Raw genomic sequence first — 441 nt, forward strand, 5'->3', positions numbered from 1 at the left:
GCATATCCTTGTGGCGCTTGACGGCACGACGGATCTGGGCGGCCTGCTTGTGGCGGGTGCTCTTGCCATCCTGCTGCAGATCGACCTTGGACTCGGTCTCGTTGGGCAGGTTGACCAGGCCGCGCAGGTAGTTCACCTCGGGCAGTTTGAGCTCCTGCCAGCCACCGCGGGGGATGCCGCGATCCAGGGTGACGTCACCGTAGCGAATGCGCATCAGACGGCTCACCTGCACTTCCTGGGATTCCCACAGGCGGCGCACTTCACGGTTGCGACCCTCGGTCAGGGTGACGTTGAACCACTGGTTCAGCCCTTCACCGCCGGCCGGCTTGATCTTGTTGAACCTGGCCATGCCGTCTTCCAGCTGCACGCCCTTGCGCAGGCGCTGCAGCATGGCTTCGGTGATCTCGCCAAAGACGCGCACCGCGTATTCCCGCTCCACTT

1 pseudogene is annotated in these 441 nt (G+C 63.9%); it reads right to left on the minus strand.

From position 1 onward, the window contains the following. Positions 1-441 (minus strand): annotated as a pseudogene (locus tag JWG43_RS18430) (23S rRNA pseudouridine(2605) synthase RluB); the annotation flags it as partial.

Source organism: Desulfobulbus alkaliphilus (genome assembly GCF_016918545.1).
Classification (GTDB): Bacteria; Desulfobacterota; Desulfobulbia; order Desulfobulbales; family Desulfobulbaceae; genus Desulfobulbus; species Desulfobulbus alkaliphilus.